The 6,458-nt window shown below is 72.9% G+C and carries 7 protein-coding genes; 3 read left to right on the top strand and 4 right to left on the bottom strand.

The window, feature by feature from the left end; translation table 11 throughout:
* Positions 1 to 109: 109 nt before the first annotated feature.
* Positions 110 to 466, bottom strand: coding sequence for an ATP-binding protein (locus AC07AZ_RS35560; protein WP_478854885.1), 357 nt, complete (start codon positions 464 to 466; stop codon positions 110 to 112).
* Between the two features lie 138 nt (positions 467 to 604).
* Positions 605 to 1,768, bottom strand: coding sequence for an adenosine deaminase (locus AC07AZ_RS35555; protein ID WP_478854884.1), 1,164 nt, complete (start codon positions 1,766 to 1,768; stop codon positions 605 to 607).
* Between the two features lie 113 nt (positions 1,769 to 1,881).
* Between AC07AZ_RS35555 and AC07AZ_RS35550 the strand changes: the two genes are divergently transcribed.
* Positions 1,882 to 2,643: a dienelactone hydrolase family protein gene (locus AC07AZ_RS35550; RefSeq protein WP_478854883.1), complete on the top strand. Its 762-nt coding sequence runs from the start codon at positions 1,882 to 1,884 to the stop codon at positions 2,641 to 2,643.
* Between the two features lie 43 nt (positions 2,644 to 2,686).
* Here AC07AZ_RS35550 and AC07AZ_RS35545 read toward each other — a convergent pair whose 3' ends face one another.
* Positions 2,687 to 3,649, bottom strand: a complete 963-nt coding sequence (locus tag AC07AZ_RS35545) for a LysR family transcriptional regulator (RefSeq protein WP_478854882.1) — start codon at positions 3,647 to 3,649, stop codon at positions 2,687 to 2,689.
* 63 nt (positions 3,650 to 3,712) lie between these two features.
* Here AC07AZ_RS35545 and AC07AZ_RS35540 point away from each other — a divergent pair, with 63 nt between their 5' ends.
* Both AC07AZ_RS35540 and AC07AZ_RS35535 read left to right on the top strand, forming a co-directional pair.
* Entirely contained in the window at positions 3,713 to 4,993 is a 1,281-nt protein-coding gene (locus AC07AZ_RS35540) for an MFS transporter (RefSeq protein ID WP_478854881.1), read from the top strand.
* 153 nt (positions 4,994 to 5,146) lie between these two features.
* The gene (locus AC07AZ_RS35535; protein ID WP_478854880.1) at positions 5,147 to 6,163 is read left to right on the top strand and encodes a sigma-70 family RNA polymerase sigma factor; all 1,017 of its coding nucleotides are present in this window, start codon (positions 5,147 to 5,149) and stop codon (positions 6,161 to 6,163) included.
* Here the strand turns inward: AC07AZ_RS35535 and AC07AZ_RS35530 are convergent.
* Positions 6,047 to 6,433 (bottom strand): STAS domain-containing protein, encoded by a 387-nt coding sequence (locus AC07AZ_RS35530; RefSeq protein ID WP_478854879.1) that lies wholly within the window; start codon positions 6,431 to 6,433, stop codon positions 6,047 to 6,049. The genes AC07AZ_RS35535 and AC07AZ_RS35530 overlap by 117 nt on opposite strands.
* Positions 6,434 to 6,458 lie beyond the last annotated feature (25 nt).

Here is a 6,458-nt window from a genome sequence, read left to right as displayed (position 1 = left end):
GTCAGCCAGGCGCCCGATGTCATAGGCCCGCTGTCTGGGCGCTACTGCCCCCCCCCCCCCCCCCCCCCCCCCCCCCCCCCCCCCCCCCCCCCCGCGTCCAGGGTGCGGCTCAGCCGAGCGCCAGGCCGTTCACCGGAAGGCCGTGCGTGGGCAGGCCCTTGCCGACCGGCAGGCCGCCGAGCAGGCCGGCGACCGGCGCGGTCGGACCTTCGGCGAGCAGCTGCCGGGCAACGGGCTGCGCGGCGGCCAGTCCGGTGCCGAGCGCGGTCTGCCCCTGGGACAGCGCCTCGCCGGCACCGGGGAGCGCCTGCGTGATGTTCTCGGCCGGGAGCGTCCGGGTGATGCCGTCGAGCGCCTGGGGGGCGTCCGGGACGGCCGGGGCGGCGTTCGCGGCGCCGGCACCGGCGGCGGCGAAGGCGGCACCGAGGGCGGCGACACCGAGGGTCCTGGCAGCAGACTGCTTCATGGAATGCGTCCTCGAAATGGGGTGACGGGATGTGAGCGGTCCACGACCGTAAACACGACGACCCGCCCGCCGCAAACATCGAAATGCGGACGGGTGGTGAGCACCTGTCCGCATTCCGTATCCCCGAGATGGTCCGCCTCAGCCCTCCGAGGCCGTGAAACCGCTGGTGGAGGCGGTTTGCTTGAACAGCCATTCGGACTTCAGCTCGGCATAACCGGGCTTGATGACGTCATTGATCATCGCGAGTCGTTCGTCGAAAGGAATGAACGCTGATTTCATCGCATTGACGGAGAACCACTGCATGTCGTCGAGCGTGTAACCGAACGCCTCGACCAGGTGCTCGAATTCGCGGCTCATGCTGGTCCCGGACATCAGCCGGTTGTCGGTGTTCACCGTGGCACGGAAATGCAGCCGGCGCAGCAGCCCGATGGGGTGCTCGGCGTAGGAGGTGGCGGCCCCGGTCTGGAGGTTGGAGCTCGGGCAGAGCTCCAGCGGGATGCGCTTGTCCCGGACGTAGGAGGCGAGCCGCCCGAGTTTCACCGTGCCGTTTTCGTGGACCTGGATGTCGTCGATGATGCGCACCCCGTGCCCGAGCCGGTCGGCGCCGCACCACTGCAGGGCCTGCCAGATGGACGGCAGTCCGAAGGCCTCGCCGGCGTGGATGGTGAAGTGGTTGTTCTCGCGCTTGAGGTACTCGAAGGCGTCGAGGTGCCGGGTGGGCGGGTAACCGGCCTCGGCGCCCGCGATGTCGAAGCCGGCCACGCCCAGATCCCGGTAGCGGTTGGCGAGTTCGGCGATCTCCAGGGCGCGGGCCGCGTGCCGCATGGCGGTGAGCAGGGCGCCGACGCGGATGCGGTTGCCGTTCTCCCGGGCGAGCCGCTCCCCTTCCCGGAAGCCCTCGTTGACGGCCTCGACGACCTCTTCGAGGCTGAGTCCGCCTTCCAGGTGCTGCTCGGGCGCGTAGCGCACCTCGGCGTAGACGACCCCGTCGGCGGCGAGGTCCTCGGCGCACTCGGCGGCGACCCGCACGAGAGCCTCGCGGGTCTGCATGACGCCGACGGTGTGCGAGAAGGTCTCCAGGTACCGTTCCAGCGAACCGGAGTCGGCCGCCTCGCGGAACCAGACACCGAGCCGGTCCGGGTCCGTCTCGGGGAGTGCGGAGTACCCGGTGTCCCGGGCGAGGTCGACGACTGTGCCGGGGCGCAGCCCGCCGTCGAGGTGGTCGTGCAGCAGAACCTTCGGCGCCCGGAGGATCTGCTCCGTGCTGGGGGTGTTCCCCGTCTGGGCAGTCTGGCTCGTCATTTCCGCACTCTAACTCCTACGCGCGTAGATCGCCCGCTGTACGAATCCGCCGATACGTAACGGTGACCGCACGGCCTAGTGGCGTACACCGTTGCTTCTGACACTGTTCTGTCATGGCACAGCAAGCGACGCCGGTTCGCACGGCCCGGCTGGGGAGGGCGTTCGGCCCGGAACCGACGGCGGTGAGCGGCGTGGTGCTGCTGCTGCCCGGCGGCGACGAGGTCTCCGGCCGCAGGCCGTCTCCCGTGATGGTGACCGCTTTCGTACGCGCGTTGGGGCGCCGGCTGGCCCGGGCGGGCCGGGAGGAGGGCCTGGCCGCACACGTCGTGCACTACCGCTACCGCGGCTGGAACGGCGCCGCGGCCCATCTGGCGGGAGACGCCTCCTGGGCCGCGGAGGAGGCCGTACGACGCTACGGCGACGTGCCGGTCTGCCTGGCCGGCGTCGACATGGGCGGCCGGGCGGCGCTGCGCGCGGGCGGCCACGAGGCCGTCAACTCCGTGGTGGCGATAGCCCCGTGGCTGCCCGAGGAGGACGTGGCCGCGCCCGCCGAACCGGTGCGGCAGCTCGTGGGCCGGCGGGTCCTGCTCGTGCACGGCACCAACGACGCGCGCACCGACCCCGAACTGTCGTTCCGGTTGGCGGCACGGGCGAAGAAGGCGAACCGGGACGTGTGCCGGTTCGAAGTCCACTCCGACGGCCACGCGTTGAACCAGCACCGCACCGAAGTCCTCGCTCTCGGCGAGGACTTCGTCATGGGCTCACTGTTCGGCCGCTCCTTCTCGCGCCCGGTGGAAGACGCCCTTGCCGCGCCCCCGCCGCTGGGGCTGCGCATGCCGCTGGCGGCGGGCTTCGGCAAGTCGCCGCGGCGGTAGGCGCGTTGCCGGAGCGCGTGGCAGGGCAGACCGCCAACGGGGTTCAGGCCGGCAGGAGGTTGCCGCGTCGGGAGAGGAGGAACTTCTTGAAGGCGGCGACCGGGGCGGTGTCCGGGTGGCCGTCGAGCCAGGCGACGCCGATCTCCCGTACCGCCCGCGGAGCGGTGACCGTCAGCTCCACCACACCCGGGCGGGGGACGGCGGGCGGGGGCAGCAGCGCGACGCCGAGTCCGGCGGCGACCAGCCCGCGCAGGGTCTCGGCCTCCTCGCCCTCGAAGGCGACCCGGGGCTGGAAGCCGGCCTCCCTGCACAGGTCGTCGGTGATGCGGCGCAGGCCGTAGCCGGGTTCCAGGGTCACGAAGGTCTCCTCGGCGGCCTCGGCGAGCCGGACGCGTCTGCGGGCGGAGAGCCGGTGGTCGGCGGGGACCACCAGGCGCAGCTTCTGCTCGTCGAGGCGGCGGCCCACGAGGTCGGGCGCGTCCGGCACCGGCGAGGTGAGGCACAGGTCGAGCTCGCCCGCCCGCAGGCCCTCCAGCATCGCCTCCCCGTGGTTCTGGACCAGGCTGAAGCGGACCCGGGGATGGTCGGCGCGGAAGGCGCGGATGAGGCCGGGGACCGTCTCCGAGCCCATGGTGTGCAGGAAGCCGAAGGCGACCTTGCCGGTGGCCGGGTCGGCGTCGGCGCGCACCTCGTCGGCGGCGCGTGCGATCTCGGCGAGGGCGCGTTCGACGGAGGTGAGGAAGGTGCGTCCGGCGGGGGTGAGCGACAGCGTCCGGCCGCGGCGGGCGAACAGGTCGATCCCGAGGTCGTGTTCGAGCCGGACCATCGCCCGGGACAGGGTGGACTGCGGCACCCGCATCTCCTGCGCGGCGCGCGTGACGTGCTCGGTGCGGGCGACACCCGCGAAGTGGGCGAGCCGCGGCGCGAGCAGGGCGACGAGATCGCCGGTGTCTTCTGTGTCACCGGACCGTGACAGGCGGGGCTGTGACCTCTGCTGATGCACCATGGGAACGATTATGGCGATTCCGTGCATTGGACGGATGAGCGGGGCCGTACGTAGCTTCGAGGCATGTCTCCCGCCAGTACCGGGGCGTCCACCGTCGTGGACGCCACCGCCGTCGTCCCCGCCGTCACCGACACCCGCATGAGCCCGGGCGGCCCCGGCTACCGCCGGATGAGCCTCGCCCTCTTCCTCGCCGGTGTCGCGACCTTCGCGCTGCTCTACTCCACGCAGGCCCTGCTGCCGCTGATCTCCGGCGAGTTCGGGGTGGCGGCGAGCGAGGCGAGCTGGACGGTGGCGGCGGCCACGGGCGGCCTCGCGGTGTTCGTCCTCCCGATGAGCGCCCTGTCGGAACGGTACGGACGCCGTGCGGTCATGACGGCCTCGCTCGCGGTCGCGGCGGCCGTCGGCGTGCTGGTCCCCCTCGCCCCCTCGCTGACCGCGCTGGTCGCCCTGCGCGCCCTCCAGGGCGCCGCGCTGGCCGGCCTGCCCGCGTCGGCGACCGCCTACCTCGCGGAGGAGGTCAGGCCGAAGGCGCTGGTCACGGCGATCGGCCTGTTCGTCGCGGGCAACAGCGTCGGCGGGATGAGCGGCCGGGTCATCACCGGCTGGGTCGCGCAGGAGTGGGGCTGGCGGATCGCGGTCGGCGTGGTCGGGGCGATCGCGGTGGGCTGCGCGGTGGCGTTCCGGGTGCTCCTGCCGGCGCCGAGGCACTTCACGCCGGGCTCGCTGCGCCCGCGTGTCCTGGCCGGCACGGTCCGCGACCACCTGTCCGACCCGCTGCTGCGCCGGCTGTACGCGATCGGCGCCCTGTTCATGACGGTGTTCGGCGGGGTCTACACCGTGATCGGCTACCGGCTGACCGAGGCCCCCTTCGGCCTGCCGCAGGGCATCGTCGGCTCGATCTTCCTCGTCTACCTGGTCGGCACGGTGTCGGCGTCCACGGCGGGCCGGCTGGTGGGCCGCCTCGGCCGGCGCGGGGCGCTCTACCTGGCCGGCGGCACCACGGCGGCGGGCCTGCTGCTGTCCCTGGCGGACTCCCTCGCGCTGGTCCTGCTCGGCCTGGTGCTGATCACCGCCGGTTTCTTCGCGGGCCACGCGGTGGCGTCCTCGGCGGTCAGCAAGACCGCGACACACGGCCGCGCACAGGCGTCCGCCCTCTACCAGTCGGCGTACTACATCGGCTCCAGCGCGGGCAGCACGGTGGGCGCGCTGGCCTTCCACGCGGGCGGCTGGGCCGGAACGGTGGCGGTCGGCGTGCTGGCGGTCCTGGGCGTCGTGGCGATCACCGTGCTCGGCTCGCGCGCGGCACGGGTCGCGGCGCGGCGGCGGCCGGTACCAGCGCACTGACGTCCACACCCCCGGGACCAGGTTCACGGCACGCTTGTGACCTGCGGGTTTCCCCACTCGGGACGCCATTGTCAGTCGCCTGCGGTAGCTTCCGAAGTGCGAGAGCGCGACGACGCGCACCCGCGAAGGAACGGCCACAGGGGTGGGTGGACGATGACCAACGGCACGGCGACGACGACGGACCTGGACGTCCGGCTGGAGAAGCACCGGACCGAGCTGACCGGCTACTGCTACCGGATGCTCGGCTCGTCCTTCGAGGCCGAGGACGCGGTGCAGGACACGATGGTCCGCGCCTGGCGCAGCTACGACAAGTTCGAGGGCCGCTCCAGTCTGCGCTCCTGGCTCTACCGCATCGCGACCAACGTCTGCCTGGACATGCTGACGGCCGGCAACAAGCGGGCGCGGCCCATGGACCTCACGGAGTCGACGCCCCTCGCCCGGGCCGCCCTCTCCCCCCGCCCCGACCACACCTGGCTGGAGCCGATGCCGGACGCCCGCGTCCTGCCGGTGGTCGAGGACCCGGCGGAGGCGGCGGTGGCCAAGGAGTCCGTGCGGCTCGCCTTCATGGCGGCCCTCCAGCGACTCCCGCCCAAGCAGCGGGCGGTGCTGATCCTGCGCGAGGTGCTGGCCTGGCGGGCGAGCGAGGTCGCCGAACTCCTCGACACCTCCGTCGCGTCGGTCAACAGCGCCCTCCAGCGGGCCCGGGCGACCCTCGCCGAGCGGGACGAGAAGGCGGCCGACGCGGCCGTCTCCGACCCGCTGGACGAGGAGCAGCAGAAACTGCTGGAGCGCTACGTCGCCGCCTTCGAGGGCTACGACATGACGGCGCTGACGGCGCTGCTGCACGAGGACGCCGTCATGACGATGCCGCCGTTCGACCTGTGGCTGACCGGCCACCAGGACATCACCGGCTTCATGACCACCCTCGGCGCCGCCTGCGAGGGCTCGCGGCTGCTGCCGGTCCAGGTCAACGGCGCGCCGGGCTTCGCCCAGTACAAGCCGGACCCGGAGGCGGGCGGCTTCATCCCGTGGGCGGTGCAGGTCCTGGAGATCTCAGACGGCCGGCTCACCGGGTTCCACTTCTTCCTCGACACGCAGCGGTGGTTCCCGCTGTTCGGCCTGCCGCTCCGCCTCGAAGCGGAGGCCGACCAGGTCGAGAAGGGCGGGTAGCGCCGGGTCCGGATCGCGCAGCCGCAGTCGTACGCCGGCCCGCAGGGCGGTGAGCTGGAGCCGCGCGAGCAGGTCGACGGCGGCGAGGCACGGCGGCCCGAGCCCGCCGGCGTCGCACACCACCACCCCGGCCCCGGTGGCCTCCACGAGCGCCCGCAGGTCCGCGCACAGCGCCGTCACCGCGTCCCGGGTGACGGGACCGGCCAGCACGAGTACGGCGGGTGTCGTGGCGTTCACGAGCGGTAGACCGGTCGGGCGCGCACAACTCATCGCAACCGGCGGCCGGGCTCGCCGT

It is taken from the genome of Streptomyces sp. NPDC043878, assembly GCF_056435735.1.
This window is presented reverse-complemented; position numbering and strand designations above follow the sequence as displayed.

What these genes read in the sequence shown, in the direction of transcription:
- AC07AZ_RS35560 (WP_478854885.1), bottom strand. Translation starts at nt 466, where the DNA reads ATGAAGCAGTCTGCTGCCAGGACCCTCGGTGTCGCCGCCCTCGGTGCC.
- AC07AZ_RS35555 (WP_478854884.1), bottom strand. Translation starts at nt 1,768, where the DNA reads ATGACGAGCCAGACTGCCCAGACGGGGAACACCCCCAGCACGGAGCAG.
- AC07AZ_RS35550 (WP_478854883.1), top strand. Translation starts at nt 1,882, where the DNA reads ATGGCACAGCAAGCGACGCCGGTTCGCACGGCCCGGCTGGGGAGGGCG.
- AC07AZ_RS35545 (WP_478854882.1), bottom strand. Translation starts at nt 3,649, where the DNA reads ATGGTGCATCAGCAGAGGTCACAGCCCCGCCTGTCACGGTCCGGTGAC.
- AC07AZ_RS35540 (WP_478854881.1), top strand. Translation starts at nt 3,713, where the DNA reads ATGTCTCCCGCCAGTACCGGGGCGTCCACCGTCGTGGACGCCACCGCC.
- AC07AZ_RS35535 (WP_478854880.1), top strand. Translation starts at nt 5,147, where the DNA reads ATGACCAACGGCACGGCGACGACGACGGACCTGGACGTCCGGCTGGAG.
- AC07AZ_RS35530 (WP_478854879.1), bottom strand. Translation starts at nt 6,433, where the DNA reads ATGAGTTGTGCGCGCCCGACCGGTCTACCGCTCGTGAACGCCACGACA.